At 44.2% G+C, this 14,968-nt stretch carries 13 protein-coding genes; 3 read left to right on the top strand and 10 right to left on the bottom strand.

Annotation, left to right across the window (positions count from 1 at the left end; translation table 11 throughout):
- Positions 1-38: 38 nt before the first annotated feature.
- Together L2755_RS08345 and L2755_RS08340 are read right to left on the bottom strand one after the other, a co-directional pair.
- Positions 39-1,649: a diguanylate cyclase domain-containing protein gene (locus L2755_RS08345; protein WP_248980223.1), complete on the bottom strand. Its 1,611-nt coding sequence runs from the start codon at positions 1,647-1,649 to the stop codon at positions 39-41.
- 60 nt (positions 1,650-1,709) lie between these two features.
- Positions 1,710-2,540 (bottom strand): hypothetical protein, encoded by an 831-nt coding sequence (locus tag L2755_RS08340; protein WP_248980222.1) that lies wholly within the window; start codon positions 2,538-2,540, stop codon positions 1,710-1,712.
- 487 nt (positions 2,541-3,027) lie between these two features.
- Here L2755_RS08340 and L2755_RS08335 point away from each other — a divergent pair, with 487 nt between their 5' ends.
- Positions 3,028-3,687 carry a thiol:disulfide interchange protein DsbA/DsbL gene (locus L2755_RS08335; RefSeq protein WP_248980221.1) on the top strand — a complete coding sequence of 220 codons (660 nt, stop codon included), beginning with the start codon at positions 3,028-3,030 and terminating at the stop codon, positions 3,685-3,687.
- A gap of 80 nt (positions 3,688-3,767) precedes the next feature.
- Here the strand turns inward: L2755_RS08335 and L2755_RS08330 are convergent, their stop codons facing one another.
- The 6 genes from L2755_RS08330 to L2755_RS08305 all read right to left on the bottom strand — a co-directional run bounded on the left by L2755_RS08330 (position 3,768) and on the right by L2755_RS08305 (position 10,484).
- Positions 3,768-4,793, bottom strand: a complete 1,026-nt coding sequence (locus L2755_RS08330) for a glycosyltransferase (RefSeq protein ID WP_248980220.1) — start codon at positions 4,791-4,793, stop codon at positions 3,768-3,770.
- 83 nt (positions 4,794-4,876) lie between these two features.
- Positions 4,877-5,407, bottom strand: a complete 531-nt coding sequence (locus L2755_RS08325) for a cytochrome b/b6 domain-containing protein (RefSeq protein ID WP_248980219.1) — start codon at positions 5,405-5,407, stop codon at positions 4,877-4,879.
- A 27-nt stretch (positions 5,408-5,434) separates the two neighbouring features.
- Positions 5,435-5,977, bottom strand: coding sequence for a menaquinone-dependent protoporphyrinogen IX dehydrogenase (hemG, locus tag L2755_RS08320; protein WP_248980218.1), 543 nt, complete (start codon positions 5,975-5,977; stop codon positions 5,435-5,437).
- A 180-nt stretch (positions 5,978-6,157) separates the two neighbouring features.
- Positions 6,158-7,741, bottom strand: coding sequence for a di-heme oxidoredictase family protein (locus L2755_RS08315; protein WP_248980272.1), 1,584 nt, complete (start codon positions 7,739-7,741; stop codon positions 6,158-6,160).
- A gap of 190 nt (positions 7,742-7,931) precedes the next feature.
- Positions 7,932-9,080 carry an imelysin family protein gene (locus L2755_RS08310; RefSeq protein WP_248980217.1) on the bottom strand — a complete coding sequence of 383 codons (1,149 nt, stop codon included), beginning with the start codon at positions 9,078-9,080 and terminating at the stop codon, positions 7,932-7,934.
- Positions 9,081-9,146: 66 nt separating this feature from the next.
- Positions 9,147-10,484: a hypothetical protein gene (locus L2755_RS08305; RefSeq protein WP_428847782.1), complete on the bottom strand. Its 1,338-nt coding sequence runs from the start codon at positions 10,482-10,484 to the stop codon at positions 9,147-9,149.
- Positions 10,485-11,096: 612 nt separating this feature from the next.
- Here L2755_RS08305 and L2755_RS08300 point away from each other — a divergent pair.
- Both L2755_RS08300 and L2755_RS08295 read left to right on the top strand, forming a co-directional pair.
- Complete coding sequence (locus L2755_RS08300) at positions 11,097-12,284, top strand: MFS transporter (RefSeq protein WP_248980216.1); 1,188 nt, start codon at positions 11,097-11,099, stop codon at positions 12,282-12,284.
- Positions 12,285-12,361: 77 nt separating this feature from the next.
- On the top strand, positions 12,362-13,222 hold the full coding sequence (locus L2755_RS08295; protein ID WP_248980215.1) for a TIGR03899 family protein: 861 nt from the start codon (positions 12,362-12,364) through the stop codon (positions 13,220-13,222).
- A gap of 156 nt (positions 13,223-13,378) precedes the next feature.
- Here the strand turns inward: L2755_RS08295 and L2755_RS08290 are convergent, their stop codons facing one another.
- Entirely contained in the window at positions 13,379-14,020 is a 642-nt protein-coding gene (locus L2755_RS08290; RefSeq protein WP_248980214.1) for a hypothetical protein, read from the bottom strand.
- A gap of 302 nt (positions 14,021-14,322) precedes the next feature.
- The gene (gene cysC / locus L2755_RS08285; protein WP_248980213.1) at positions 14,323-14,940 is read right to left on the bottom strand and encodes an adenylyl-sulfate kinase; all 618 of its coding nucleotides are present in this window, start codon (positions 14,938-14,940) and stop codon (positions 14,323-14,325) included.
- Between the last annotated feature and the right edge of the window lie 28 nt (positions 14,941-14,968).

Below are 14,968 nucleotides of genomic sequence, written 5' to 3'. Positions count from 1 at the left end.
AATAACAAACGAGTTAATCTCGCATTAGCCAAATGCCTTTAGACCACAAGTTCCGCCTTAGGCTTTATCTCTTCGGCATCAATAAAGACTTGATTGCGACCATTTTCTTTCGCTTTATACAGCGCCATATCTGCCACTGATGCAAACTTAATCATATTGTCATATTCAGTAGGAATGATACTTGTCACCCCTACACTCACCGTCACGTAAGGGCGAGTAGAGGAGCCTGTATGGGGAATATATAGGGCTTCAACATTACTGCAGCATCGCTGCGCCGGTGACAAGCAATCTCGCGTATAGGGTAAAAGCACGACAAACTCCTCGCCGCCATAACGGGCAACAACATCACCTGGACGGTGCAACGTTTCCGCTATTGCTTGAGCAACTTCCTTTAAGCACTGATCGCCTGCTAGGTGACCATAAGTATCGTTGTAGCTCTTAAAGTTATCAATATCTATCATCAATAACGCCAGCCGGGTTTTATTCCTTATCGCTAAGCTCCATTCACGCTGAAATGCATCATCGAAGTAACGTCGGTTACCAATTCGAGTCAAGCTGTCGGTCATTGATAGTGCTTCGAGCTTCTTCTTGGCCAAGTTAAGCTCCCGCGTACGTTCTTGTACTTGTGTATCAACCATATGGGTATGGCGCATAATAAAAAACACATAAATGGCCAGCGCAAAACTTGCCAATACGCCAAAGGCTCCAACTAAATAGGGAAAAGCGGTGCGCCGCTCAGCGATATAGCCTTTACTCGGCATAGCGTGGATCTGCCAGCGACGTCCAGCAAAGGGGGTTAGCGGCTTCTGATAGACGATTTCACTGGCGCCCTGATGCAGACCAAGTGAACCATTGCCACCAAAATTACTGTAAAGCGCTTGATGTTCATCATCGGTGATATCCTCTAAGATATAATACAGGCCCTGGGCTGAAGTCCGCTTAATGGCACTGTCAAACATATCCGAAATACGGTATACCCCAAGAATAAAGCCTTGTAATCTCTGTCGACGCTTACTCAGTGTGGTCGGCTCACCTTGATAAACGGGCAAGAAAATAAGCAAGCCTTTCTGGTTTTTCGCCTGTACTAGATTCACCCCTTCCGAAGCGATTGGCATACCAAGATCTGTCGCTAACGCTAACGCCTCATTACGGGCCCTGCTTGAAGCTAAATCAAAGCCAAGTGCTTTTTCATTGCCAGTGTGAGGTTCTAGATAGTAAACAGGATAATAGTACGCTCGTTGACTTGCCGAGATTAGGCTTCCGTCTGACGCTCGCTCGGTAAATTCAAAGTCTGGGGAAAAACGTCTTTGCTGCGCTTCAAACTCCCCCCTTTGATTATCTAGTACTTTGGGTACCCACTCCAGTGCCTGGATATCACTGTGTCGCATTAAAAAGCTCTTAGCAACTTGACTAAACTCTGCTCGACTCACATATTCTGAGCTAATGAATACCCCTTTAAGTGCATGCAAAACTTCAATGTTAAGCAATATTTCCTGCTCTAAAGCTTGGGCTTTGTCATCAATATCCTGAGTAAACTCAGTTTCAATAGAGTGCGTTTCTTCGACATAAAAACGAAAACCGATAGCAATTGAACAACATAACCCCAGCATGGTGGCGCACAACAATATAAAACGAGACAAAATATTCATAGTACTTTTAAACCACTCACTCGATTAAACACCTGTAGCATTCCAGTCGACGTAGCACGGCTAGCCCCACGGCATATCGACGTACACTCTAACTAACGTGTCTTTATCCCAAGGCAAGATGGCAAGGTAATCAGCATCGTTTTTATCGCGATTATCAAAAGGGTCAAGATTATATTCAGTATGTTCAACGCTGAGCTTAATCTTGCTATCTTCAATCCAGCTATCTGAATGATAACTAAATACAGCTGAGTATTTGTTTTCTAGCCAGTCACTGCCATCATTCCATGTTTGCGCACCGGCATAAATATCAAATGATTCACCGAGCATAATACGAGTGTCAGCCGCCACTGAGTATGCGCCAGTTGTGTTCTGGAAGTCCTCTCGATCGTAACCTCGCTCTCTCGGCACATCATCATCAATTTCAAGCATATAATGCCCACCGGCAAGCGTTAGCCCAGCTAATAATTTGTCGCCGTTATAACGTGCGACAATACCTGGGAATAACTTTGACTGTTTCTCCACCGAGCTTACCGTATTACGTTTACCGTCTAGGGTAACTTGCCATTGCAATTCCATCGCAGGAGAGAAGCGGTACAGGTTACCACTGACAGACCAAGCGGTTTGAAACCAGATGGGAATATGATCAGGGTCTAGTTTGTCTTTATCGTCATCAATAAAGATATCAACATTTCCTTTCCAACTGATGCCGGATTGAGTCATATTCTCAACAAAAAAGCCTGCATGCGCCCCCAATGTATAAGAATCAACTTGATCAACTATGGTGTCGTGAGCGCCAAATACGATACGCCAATCTGTACCTTCCGCTTCAGCGGTAACGCTCATCGCAGCGCACACGATTGAACCCACAATTAAATATGATGGTGTATTCAAATTTATTTCCCCCAACATGACTTTTAAGTTTCCAAACTGAACCAACTGAACCAACTGAAATTCAACTATAAAAACTCAAGAATTGACTAAAATTTAACACAAGTTGCTTACATAATCTGTTTAATCTTAGTTCTGATGTCTATGAAAAGCTTAATTATTAACTAGAAAATGACTCTCAAGCTAAAACCAAGACCCAACAATTAAACCTCGGGTAGTACACAAACATCAATTAGTTCCATCAAATAGGAATTTTTCACTCTAATAACACCCATTTTGTGAAGCACTACAAACTTTAATATGAAAAGTGTCGATTCTCATCTAAAGCACTATATAAGTCACATTTTAGTGCATGCCAGACAGTAAAAATTAAGTCATAATTAAGCATCTAGTTTTATTCTTAACCACGAGTAACGAAATCTTAATTGCAGTATTTTCGTTACCATTACACCTTGTCTAAAAAGACAAAGGTCACTTTGAGGACATTCGCTTGATTAAACATATCGCTTTAGCATTAACACTTGCCGTTGCACCAATGAGCAGCTTTGCTGCACAATTCATCGAAGGTAAGCACTTTACTCAAGTATCAGACAAAGCGCCAAGCAGTGAGCCTAAGCTGACAGAGTTTTTCTCTCTGTACTGTCACAACTGCTACAACATGGAAAAACAGTATCTAGGTGATATCAAAGCCAACTTAGATAAGTCAGTCACGTTCGACAGCAAGCACGTCGATTTCATGAACAGTGATATCGGCACCGAAGTGATGCGCTCTTTAGCTGTGATTCAAACTGTCGGCCAAAAAGATCAGCTTACCAATGCAATGTTCGCCGCCATCCAAGGTAACGAAGGCGGTCATGGCCACGATCACGGCGCTGAAGGCGACAAGCACGAAGAAACAATCAATAACCGTGATGACATCAAACAGGTTTTCGCAAAATTTGGTGTTGATGCAGCGCAATATGACAAAGCCGCTGACAGTAAAGAGACCGATGCTAAACTCGCTTTATGGCGTGCACAGCAACAAGAATTTAAAGTTCAAAGCGTTCCAGCATTCGTGGTTAACGACAAGTATGCCGTTAACATGAGCTCGGTACGTACTCTAGCTGAGCTTATCGACCTTATTAACTACCTTGCGGTAGAGCATAAGTAAGCTTATGTAGATGATATAAAGGCGCCTAACGGCGCCTTTTTTGTAGCTGCTACGCCGCCGTGCACTCACCGAATAGCGCTTTAGCGGTACTGTTCCAAAAGTTGCTGCCAACGCGCTAACATCTTTTGCCATGCATATTGGGTTGATTGACGTTGCTCGCCATTAATCCCGATACAGTTGCCATTCTTGACTCGAGTAATCGCCTGGGTAATTCCCTCGACTGACAGTGACTCAATCACTTCATAGCCCTGACGATAACCATGAGAATCACCCTGTTGATGTTGTCTCAACTCTGTAATTTGATCGGCAAGTCCATCAATTTCAGGCAAAATAACATGTCGTCCAGCTGCAACTGACTCCATACAGCTGAGCCCAAACGGCTCCCATCGAGAGGGGATAACGACAGCATCCGCCGTGCTTAAAAAGGTGGGCACGTCATCAACCTCGCCAATGAACGTAACTTGAGGCATCGCTTTAGCCAGTTGCTGCAGCATATCTCTATCCTCTCCATCACCGGCTATCGTTAGCGTTACCTCTTGCTCGCTAAAGCTCGCCATAGCTTGGATAAGCAGATCAAACCCCTTCTGTTTTGCTAGTCGACCATAGGCAACAAGCCGCAATGGCGAGTGCGGTTTTACCGCAGCAACAGCTATAAATGGTTCTACCTCTTTAGCTTGTCCAACCCGTGCGAGTTTGTCCTCCACTAACACGCCAAACTCAACTAGCCAATCGGCTTGCTGATTAGACACGGCAAGCACTTTATTCATCAATGCGTAACCCAGCTTGAGCATCAGCTTAAAACGATAAGGGTGAGCGACACTGTGGCGCACAAACTCACGACAATAGTGATGCTCTTGATACAATAGCGGAGTCGAACTATTTGCCAGTTTTAGTGCCAGCAGTGCGGGGATTTTTCGCCAACTCATCGCGCCGTGAACAACAATGATATCAGCGCTATAGCGGGTCAGCTTTAGTTGTGTTAGTTGAATATGCAGCAACTGAAAATCAAAGTGCTGCTTCAATCTTGAGGCAGCAAGACTCGCTAGCGCCAAGTTAACGCCACCGAGTTTTGCATCATCGATGAGATGGATAACCTTTGGACGCAATAGCTTACCCTTATTTGCTGTTCAATAAGAATAAGTTAGTTTAAAGCCTCCAAAGATAAAAGCTTTGTTTGATAATAAAAAGTCTAATTACGGATAAAATCGAGCAGATGTAAACAAGCAAAAACGATATGCACGCCAATAAAACCAATAAAGCCTTTAGCGCAAAAGATATGGTAACTGCGCCATAAAAGCGCATCAACAGATCCTTGTGTCACAAACCACAATACCCCCGTCACGCCCACAGCTAAAAATATCAGTAAGCCTAAGCCTTCAACAATACTAAACAAGCCGCGACCACCGGCTATAGGTAACTTACCTTTGCTTAACCCTTTAAAATCGCTGATTAATTGTGATAAATCGCCCACCAGCCAAGGAAAATATTGACGCCATTTTCCTTTTTGGCAAGTTGTAATTAAGAATGATAGCGCCAGAAAGGCGGCAAATAATCCAAGGTAGACATGGCTGAGATCCCACCAGCTCGCGTTCGCCCTTAAGCTGCGACCGATTAAAACCCAACCGCTGGTTAAGAGCAGGTAAGCCACCGTAAAAATGATGACGATATGCTGCCCAGCGCTGTATTTATCCAGCAAACGTTGTAATTTTGATTTCGCCATGGCTACCTCTGTTGACTCACCAAGTGATTAACTCACTTTTGACTCAACTGATAATTGATCAATATTGTCAGCATAGGTATCGACTTTTAACCAATCTGTATACTCAATATTGGTATCTGCCGCCGTAGGCCCTTTGGTCATCCACATAATAAAGCGGATAATACTTCTATCGACAAGACCATAACTTGGGTAGTTCAGATTACCGCCAAAGACTTCTGCCAGTGCCGGCAACCACGGTGATTTCTCCATGAACGCCTGCATATAAGGATTGGTTTCGGCAGTATTTTTCAGTGGTTTTCTTGCCACTAAATTCACCGAGAAAAAGCTACTCGGCTTTCTCTCAAGTGCATCTTGATTTGCTTCAATAAAATCATACACCACAGGATTATGTTTACCGTGACGGATACTGGCACCAATAATGACTTTATCAAATTCAGCTAAATCAATGTCGTCGCTAATACTAGCGGCTCGAACTTGGTTGCCTAACGCTATTAGCTTTTGTTCAAGATACGCACAAATTTTGCGGGTCTGGCCATGTACGCTTGAATAAACGATAAGAATGTTGCTCACCAGACAGTCCCCTTTAGATAGAAATTCAGTAGTTTAATCATAGGGGATTATTGGATCTTTTTACTTGAATCAGATCACGAGCTACAAAGCGATAATCTGCTTTAACTTTATCTAGCTCACAAAATTAAAAAGGGAAATACATCAAGAATGTATTTCCCCTTGGCTAGTTTAATGATCTCTTTATAGAGACATCAAGAAATCAACGACTTGAGCGCGCTCAACCGCATTAAGTGCCATAAAGTCATCTGTGCTTTGCTGCGCTTCTCCTCCATGCCACAAAATAGCCTCTTCGAGTGTGGCGGCGCGGCCATCATGCAAGAAGCCAGCTTGTGGGTTAACGGTTTGGGTTAACCCTATTCCCCATAGTGGACGAGTACGCCACTCACTGCCGTCGGCAAGGAAATCGGGGCGACCATCAGCCAGTTCTTCACCCATATCGTGCAGTAACATGTCGCTAAAGGGGTAGATCGTTTGGTTCTTGTGGCCAGCGATCATCGCTGTACCGCCAATATCGCCCGACGCTTTAGTGACAAAGCTTGGGGTATGGCAACCGCTACAGTTTAATTGCTCAAACAGTCGGGCCCCTTCGCGGACATCGGCATCTGCAACGCTGCGCCTAGCAGGCACTGCCAGTGTCTCGGCATAAAACACCACTGAATCACTAAACTCTGCTGTCGCCTCTGGTTCACCGTCAATACCTTCGCCAGTATCGACAAATCCAGTGCGAGTGAGATAATCATCATGCAGTGCCGTGCCTTTAATGCTTTCATCAGGAAACAGTGGATTAGTGATACCAATGTCGCCGCGCAACGCGCCCAAAGACTGCACTCTTACGCTTGGGGTATTTGCCTTCCAACCAAAGCGCCCTAAAGAGACCGGATTGCTATCGCCAGCTTGTGCTTTAACGGCATCAAATACATAGTTAGCACGCCCTGAAATACCATCATTATTGGCATCATCAGCATCAACATTCGCCACAATATCCGCCTCAGGGATCGCCTCTAGCAACCCAAGGCCAAATACAGGCATGCCGTTACGCCAGCCCATCAGCACATCATCTTGCAATAAGTTCGAGGTGACATTGGCACTTGATTTAGTTTCACCGGGCGCATCATAGGGGTTTTCGACATCAAACAGTGGCTTTTTCAGGGTCACACTAGCGCCATTACTATAGCTGATGACTTTAGTCTCGAAAGACAGGTATACATCTGCTTGACCAATAAATTTGTTCTGCTGCCAGTCATTGCGCGCTTTAAGCACACCACGATGGAATAGCTGCCCACCAAAACCTGGGACTGCGATTGGAGCGCAGTAGTTATTAGCGGCGGTGCCGACGAGACAAGGCTCAGTAGGCGCTTTACTGATACGCAGAAAGATTCCCGCTGCTGAGCCGAGTTTAACCCGAGTCTCACCCGCTACAACTTGAGGGGTTGAGTTACGACCATCCCGTTGATGACAAGAGTTACAGTCGGCGTTATTAAACACCGGCCCAAGTCCATCTAACTCTGGATGAGCCTCATTAGGAGCCGTAGTGAATGCGGTTTCAAAGCCCAAATCACCGTCTAAATGCAGCGCTAATTCCGCAGTCGTCAGATTAGGGGCTGGTGTTGAAAAACCATGACCCGATTCGGATGTATCATAGGTCGTAGTATCACCGCCACTGGCAGTGATATCGGTATAAGCGGGATAAACCTTCTCTTCTGGTACCGGCGTGTTGTCATCACCAGAGCCGCCACATGCCGACAAACTGAGAACGCTTGCCATCGCAACAGCTGTCAGTTTTGCCCTTGTACTATTCACTTTATTATTGTTAATTGTCATTTGCGTTACCACACACGTTTATCTAAAATTAGTCTTCTAATTCTGTTGTCCAAGACACAAAAAAACTAACAGAGTTAACATGAAAAAGAGGGCATAAAGAATCTTCTCTATGCCCTCTCAACAGACTAAATGGTTATACTTCCCACGTTTTCAGTAGTGGCAGCACATCTGAATCCAAGCTTGTTTGTAGCGTTGAAAGTGCATCAATAGCAGTTTGAATACGCTTACGCCCTTCGACATCAGAGATGGCTTGACGGAAAGGCATGTCGTTCGAACCTTCAATGGCTTGAATCGTCAAGATAGCGTTGTCGATTTCAGTACCCACCCGCGCCGCTAACTCTGTATCTGCCGCGGCAACAAAATCAACAATACCCTGTTTATCGGCAGCTCCTGCTAACTCGCCTTGGTAAACATTACGCACACCGATGATGTTATTACTAAAATCAGTCAATGAATTCCATGAGTATTGAGATTCAACTTTAGAGGTATCGGCACTGCCTGCATCGGCACCAAATGGATCGGCAATTTTACCATTACCCACTTCATCGACAATACCGATCATGCCGTTAATAAGCTCTTGAACAACACCCACATTTGAGCTGTAGAAAGTATTGCCATCGCTACCAGGATTCTTAAGTAGCTCGCCATAGGCTTTACCTGTACTTGCATCGTGGCTTATTAACCACGCATCATCCAAGTTTTGAGTGTAATCGCGAAATACTTCAGCAAGACCCATTAGGTAATCACGCTCGTTAGCGGATAAGTCTGCAATCATCTTAGTGTTAGTCGTTACGCCGTCGCCAAACAGTAGGTATTCCATGGTATGGAAACCTTGTACGTCGTCATTCCAACCTTTGATGGTTGCTGCGGCAAATCCTGTCGTGGTCGACAGTACCGTGGTTAAATCGGTGGTGTTTAATGGCCAGCTGTCTAAATGAGGATCGATACCAAGTGAGTCAACTGGACCAAAGATATGTGATTCACCTTGCTCCCATGGCTGGCGAGCCGCTTTCCACGCTTGTTGTACAGCTTCAAGATTTGACTGTGATGGCGTTGCCACTAATGTCTGTGTTGAGGCAAGTAAAGTTGCACCACGGGCGGCGAGGTCGCTGTAACCAGCAATAATGACATCATCTGTCAGGTTGGTGACCATCTCAGTTGCTGCAAATGAGAAGGTATTGTCCGGTACTGGTGCTGGCGTGGTGTCAGAACCTGAACCGCCACATGCAGCAAGTGCAGAAATAAGCGCGATAGCAACCGCTGAATGAGTAAAGTGCTTCATTTAAAACTCCATTTTATAAACTTAGTTAATTTGCTAATTTGATTTAACGACGACGTACTGAATTGGTTACAACGAGAATTGATAACCCACGCCAAGCGCAAAAAAATGGGTATCGGGGATGGAAGCGACTGCCACTTGCTGCACTCCGGCTTCCGCCTTGATAACAATTTCTGGAATGGGGAAATAGTTAATACCGGCACTGATCCAAGTGTTCTCGTAACGCTTGGTGGCAATGCCGGTTTCCACTTCTTTCAATGGGTTTGAGTAGTCGATATTGGCAAAAATGGTAATTGGGACAGGAGTGAAATGACCTAGGTCGACTCCGGCTTCAACGAAGAAAGCTTCAGATTCACTACCCAGTTGCGCAAAGTTTCCCGGCTTTAGGCCTGGGGTGGTTTTGTTTGCTTGGGTAATGGCATCAGAATCGCTCAACGTACCGTTAAGGTATTGGCCACGAACAATCCATGGTCCCTCAACAAATGCAGCAGCGATTGAAAAAATGCTGACGGTGCCATCTGAATTGAGCTTATTGGTTTTATGGCGATTGCCACTGGTATTACCGTAATAATATGAAACACCTACCGCTGAACCGGTTTTGAAGTTGCCGTAATCAAGACGAGCAACGTATGCAAGATCATCTGCATTTACATGCTCGAAACGCTTTTGATGGCCCGATGCAACCCAGTCATAGGTTCGAAAATACTCTGAGTTTAATCCGCTAACCACTTGTGCTTGATAGTGAAAGTTAGCAATTTCACCGAAAATACCGATACCATTTTCGTTCCATACCGCGGGCAGCATTGCCGCTTCACTTTTATGGCGCTGCACGGTGAGATACTGATTGGGTTTATGCAGAGTACTGCTAAGACCGACTGGCAGATGGATATTACCGAACTTAACCCCAAATGCGTCGCCTGGACGATAACGGATCTCGGCTTTCTCTATCATGACTTCGCCGCCAGCTTCGACTTCAGCTTCAAACTCACCGAACTCATCAAAACCATCGTACTCTAGTGAAGTACCGGTGCCGCCATGTTCATATTCAATCTCAACTTCCATATCCCATTGGTCGTTAAACTGATAACCAAACTCAGTGACGATACGTTCGAGATCAAAGCGACCACGGCGTTCAGGCGTCGTATCTTGAACGTTGTCGTAATATTCATCGCTGGTGTAGATCACACTGCCATATGACTTAAATGAAAATTTGCTGAACTTGCTATCTGCAGACTCAGCTTTAACTGTTGCTAGCGTTTCTTGCTGTAGTAATTGTTGCTGCTTCTGCTGTTCAGCTTGCGCTTGTTGCTGCTGTGCAAGCTCCTTTAACTGAGCTTTAAGTTCAGTCAATTCAGTTTCTTGCTTTGCAATCGCTGCTGCGAGTACTTCAGGATCTGTTGCTGACATTGCATTTGCGCTAAAGATACTTGCTATCGTCGCAGCCAATATATTCAGCTTTACATGCCTATACATGTTTTTCATAAAACGGCTCTCAATTGCTTCTTTGCTGGAAAGCCAGCATCCTCTATATTTGCCAACAAAATACAACGAATGAGAATGATTTGCATTATTCTTTACAATTAAATTTACAATCGACTTACATTAATCAATATAGATTAACAGTTGCAGCAGTTAGACCTACACAGTAAAGTCTTGCTAATTCAACCACTTAAACAGTGGCCTGTAGCATAAGCACAAAGTGCTGCAACAATGAGTAAATTAGCATCTATCGCTTTACAGTAATCTTTACCAACTTGTTAATGCCATTGTTCATTTAACAAGCCGTCTGGAGGTACAGGATTCAATGGGAATTTAATGGGCTTTTATCAAGGTCAGTTATGGGTCCTGCTTAACTGACATTCACACCATGCTTGGTGTTTGCATTAGCTTAAAAGGGGAGCTCCACTGCTACGTTAATGTGGCTAGAATTGAACTGACACAATGCCTTTGAAACGAGCATTTTCCAGTAGAATAGGTATATACTGCTGCTCCTTTCGCCGGATCACATGGATCGTTTTAATGAAGAATAACCCGCAGAAACTGCTGCTTTGGATGACATTTATCATGTCATTAGTCTTTGCTGTATGGCAGGTATTACTCAACAACTTTGTTATCGAGCGCGCTCAATTCACCGGTGCTGAAATTGGTATATTACAAAGCTTGAGAGAGGTTCCTGGGTTTCTGGCATTTACCGCAATCTTCGTATTACTACTGATAAAAGAACAAGCATTTGCATTATTGTCGTTGGCACTACTTTGTATCGGGGTCGCCATCACAGGCTTCTTCCCGCAAGTTCTCGGCCTTTATATCACCACGGTATTGATGTCCATTGGCTTCCATTATTTCGAAACCGTCAACCAATCACTGACGCTGCAATGGGTTGAAAAGAAAAACACCGCTGCATTTTTAGGTAAAGCACTGGCATGGCGCAGCGCCGCAGCACTCATCGGTTACGGCAGCATTTGGTTAATAATGACCTGGCTAAAACTCGACTACCAATGGATGTATGCCATCATTGGCGCCTTAGGGCTCGTCATGGTGATAACCATTAGTTTGTACTTCCCAACCTTTGAACAAAAAGAGCCGCAGCACAAAAAAATTATCCTGCGGAAACGCTACTGGTTATATTACATGCTCACTTTTTTCTCTGGCGCGAGAAGACAGATATTCATGGTCTTCGCAGGCTTTATGATGGTAGAAAAATTTGGCTATAGTATTAGCCAAATTACCTCACTCTTTCTCATAAACTATGTGGTTAACCTATTTTTTGCCCCTGCTATTGGCCGCTTAATTGGCCGAATTGGTGAGCGTAACGCGCTGACTATTGAATATTTAGGTCTTATAGCGGTCTTTATCAGCTATGCATTAGTTGAGCATGCCCAAATCGCCGCTGCGCTATACGTCATTGACCACCTGTTATTTGCCATGGCGATTGCGCTCAAAACCTACTTTCAGAAAATCGCCGACCCCAAGGATATCGCCGCAACCATGTCGGTCAGTTTCACCATTAACCACATTGCAGCCGTTATCATCCCCGCACTACTTGGGCTTTTGTGGCTAACCTCCCCTTCACTGGTATTTTATATCGGCGCTAGTTTTGCTGTATGCTCGCTGATATTGGCAATGAATGTCCCTCGCCACCCTCAGCAAGGTGAAGAGGTCGCCTACTTTGGCAAGATGCCATCTCTGGTCAACGCAGAAAAATAGCTAGACAATTAACCGCTTGATTGGCATAAAGAGACTAGCGGTATATAAATAGCAAATAGCAAATAGGAAATAGGTAAATGGTTGAAACAATTAAGGACACCAGAAATCACAGCGTGAAAACGTCGAATAGTGATAATGGAAAATCAGCCGATGTTTCAGCCAGAAAAAAAGCCTTGTTACTTGGGCGTATGCTTGGGCTGAGCAGTGAAGATGATTACCGTCCAAGCAGTGCCTCAATTGCTGAAAGGTCAAGCTTTAGAGCACAAAAACTGGCTAGCCAATACCAGTCGAATTTGGAAACTATCTATAAAATTGCAATCAGCCAAACCCCGTCAGACGTGACCGGTGTGGATCTTGACCCCGATTGGGCACATCAGTTTTTTCAACTGGCAGAACAGATCCATAATCGAAAAATGCAGGAGTTATGGGGCAGGATTTTAGCCAGTGAAATAACCAGCCCGGGTAACTTTAGCTTACGCACATTGACCACTTTAAAGCAGCTGACTCATAAAGAAGCGCAGATCTTAGAGAAGGCTCTGGGCATGTCAGTATTGGTAAACAACGAATCACGTTTGAAGCTCGTTATTGGTTTTAAACATGCCAGCGGCTTAGGCCACTTTTTCAAAAAGCCAACCCAAACCAATATTGGCTTGTCACAATTTGGCCTGCCCTACTCCAACATCTTGACCTTAGTCGAAGCGGGAGTATTGCATCGCAGTGAATTAGAGACTGGCTTACTCAGCAGCAAAACGCCCATTAGTTTTGCGCTAAGCGGGATAAAACTCAAACTCACGCCCAAAAGCGGACAATTGTTCTTCAGCTATTATCGTTTTACGCCCATTGGCGATGAACTTACACAGCTGATCCGATACAAGACCGATGTTAATTATATCAAGGTGTTAAAGGAGGTTTTTGCACAAGACTTTAGAATCGATTAACCCGCTTTGGATAGGAAGATATACGGCTGAATTCAGCAGGTGATGTTTATTAATCTCTAACGACGATCTTGATAAAAACAAGAACTACGGGTAAAAAGGGCAAGTTGTCGCTCACCCACTTACTTGTATCTATCTAATAAAATCTACATCGATGCTTTAGTTAGAAAAACTCAACTGACTGAGTATATCTCTAAGTTCTTGCTGTTCACTATCCGTTTTGTAGGTCAAAATAAAACTCAGTACATAGTCTTCATGCCTAGCGGCGTAGTATTCTTGATTCACTGTAATATTGGCAATATTAATTTCTGACGGCATCACATCAAAAGCAACACCTGACAAGTCTTCTGAATAGATCTCTTTAGAAAACGTATACTGTATCTGCGATACTTGAAGGATCTTTTTCATATGGAAAAAATAGTCAGATCCTCTCTTTATTCCAGGCATATGTGTTACTCGCTCCGCGACGGCCATGATGCTGGGATTAAACTCCACTGGCGAACCTTGCTCAAACTTAAAGAAAGCAAACATATTAACGGTTTGCTTTTCAGACTCTTTAATAATGGCTTTTAAATTTTGATCATCACCGGCAATGAGCTCACCGCCTATTTCTACAAGTTCATTTATTGCAGCCTTACTTTGAACCGACCACTGCTCTGGCACTGGTAAAGCAATATTGAAATAGCTATTTTTATAGATATTATTTTCTATGACTCCATACACTATTTCACTTGCTAAGAGGCTGTTAGACCATATTAAAAGCATGGGGGTAATTAAGATATAGCTAAGTATTTTCTTCATAATAACGTCTCTGAACAAGTCCTTGTAGAGTAGAGATTGCGAGCAACTAAAATGTTTATTCTCGTTGCTATTAAGTTGGTTTCTCGAACTATAAAGTAACTAGTTTACAAATAAATAACAACATATCATTCCAAGTACAGTCGCCGTTAATTCGCTCTGTAATAGAAACGAACTCAACCAAGTTGTCTTAAATGGTTGCACTCGATTGCGGAATGACTTTCTAAACGGTGACCATCCTAGTCACGAACAATTACCGTCAAATAAGCGCTGGCTTAGCAAATAAAGCAGCAAGCGTTGTAAACCTAAACTGCTGCCTTTAACTTTGCCGCATCAATCACTTGAATTGCGGTGAGATAATCTAATAGCGCGTTGACCTGAACCGTTAAGTCACCTTTACTGGTATCGATGGTTAACTCCGCCGCGGTGGGTGTTTCGTACGGTGCAGAGATGCCGGTAAAGTCCTTTATCTCTCCTGCGCGCGCTTTTTTATAAAGCCCTTTAGGATCACGCGCCTCACAGACTTCAATCGGCGTAGAGACATGAACTTCAATAAAGCGCCCCTCTTCAAATAGGCCGCGGACACGCTCTCGCTCCTCCTTAGTCGGGGAGATAAATGCCGATAACACCACTAAGCCAGCATCAACCATCAGTTTTGCCACTTCGCCTACACGGCGCAGGTTCTCGTCACGATCACTGGCGCTAAACCCCAAATCTTTACAGAGGCCATGTCTAACATTATCGCCATCGAGTAAATAGGTGTGAAAGCCAGCATCAAACAGTGCGCGTTCTAACGCTCCCGCTAAGGTTGATTTACCGGAGCCGGATAGGCCCGTAAACCACAGTAATACCGGGCTTTGGCCTTTTTGCTTTGCACGGGACTCTTGGTCAATACTATGTTGGTGCCAAACGATGTCAGACATAACCACTCCAAAAACAATAATCTAATAG

The sequence above is a fragment of the Shewanella abyssi genome (assembly GCF_023284025.1).
In the GTDB taxonomy this organism is placed as follows: domain Bacteria; phylum Pseudomonadota; class Gammaproteobacteria; order Enterobacterales; family Shewanellaceae; genus Shewanella; species Shewanella abyssi.
Note: the sequence above shows the minus strand (reverse complement) of the source record. Positions and strands in the feature narration are given on the sequence as shown.

What these genes read in the sequence shown, in the direction of transcription:
- L2755_RS08295 (WP_248980215.1), top strand. Translation starts at nt 12,362, where the DNA reads ATGGTTGAAACAATTAAGGACACCAGAAATCACAGCGTGAAAACGTCG.
- L2755_RS08305 (WP_428847782.1), bottom strand. Translation starts at nt 10,484, where the DNA reads ATGTCAGCAACAGATCCTGAAGTACTCGCAGCAGCGATTGCAAAGCAA.
- cysC (WP_248980213.1), bottom strand. Translation starts at nt 14,940, where the DNA reads ATGTCTGACATCGTTTGGCACCAACATAGTATTGACCAAGAGTCCCGT.
- L2755_RS08315 (WP_248980272.1), bottom strand. Translation starts at nt 7,741, where the DNA reads ATGGCAAGCGTTCTCAGTTTGTCGGCATGTGGCGGCTCTGGTGATGAC.
- L2755_RS08310 (WP_248980217.1), bottom strand. Translation starts at nt 9,080, where the DNA reads ATGAAGCACTTTACTCATTCAGCGGTTGCTATCGCGCTTATTTCTGCA.
- L2755_RS08325 (WP_248980219.1), bottom strand. Translation starts at nt 5,407, where the DNA reads ATGGCGAAATCAAAATTACAACGTTTGCTGGATAAATACAGCGCTGGG.
- L2755_RS08290 (WP_248980214.1), bottom strand. Translation starts at nt 14,020, where the DNA reads ATGAAGAAAATACTTAGCTATATCTTAATTACCCCCATGCTTTTAATA.
- L2755_RS08345 (WP_248980223.1), bottom strand. Translation starts at nt 1,649, where the DNA reads ATGAATATTTTGTCTCGTTTTATATTGTTGTGCGCCACCATGCTGGGG.
- L2755_RS08300 (WP_248980216.1), top strand. Translation starts at nt 11,097, where the DNA reads ATGAAGAATAACCCGCAGAAACTGCTGCTTTGGATGACATTTATCATG.